The 514-nt window shown below is 62.8% G+C and carries 1 protein-coding gene; it reads left to right on the forward strand.

The features are described 5' to 3' along the window. Positions 1–117 precede the first annotated feature (117 nt). On the forward strand, positions 118–514 hold a 397-nt coding region (locus JK635_RS28220; protein WP_235887982.1), incomplete at its 3' end, for a flagellar hook-basal body complex protein.

Below are 514 nucleotides of genomic sequence, written 5' to 3' on the forward strand. Positions count from 1 at the left end.
CTCGACCGGCGCCGCCGGCGTCAAGCTCAACCTGACCAACGGCGGCTCGGCCACCATGGCCGACGTACGCGAAATCATTTGACGGCACCAGAAAACGCATAGCAACCGGAGAAGAACATGAGTTTCCAGCAAGGTCTGAGCGGCCTGAACGCCGCGTCCAAGAGTCTCGAAGTCATTGGCAACAACGTCTCGAATTCCAGCACCGTGGGCTTCAAGGCATCGCAGGCGCAGTTCGCCGACGTCTACGCCACCTCGCTGTCCGGCGGCGGCGCCTCGCAGGTGGGCATCGGCACCAAGCTGTCCAAGGTGCAGCAGCAGTTCAGCCAGGGCAACATCACGGCTTCCAACAATGCGCTCGACATCGCCATCAATGGCGCCGGCTTCTTCCGCATGGACACCAATGGCACCGTGACCTATGCCCGGAACGGCCAGTTCGAACTGGACAAGGCGGGCTACATCGTCAATGCCACCGGCGCCAACCTGACCGGCTACAGCGCCAACGCCGCCGGCGTTC

The sequence above is a fragment of the Neobacillus paridis genome, assembly GCF_016765675.1.
Classification (GTDB): Bacteria; Bacillota; Bacilli; order Bacillales; family Cytobacillaceae; genus Neobacillus; species Neobacillus paridis.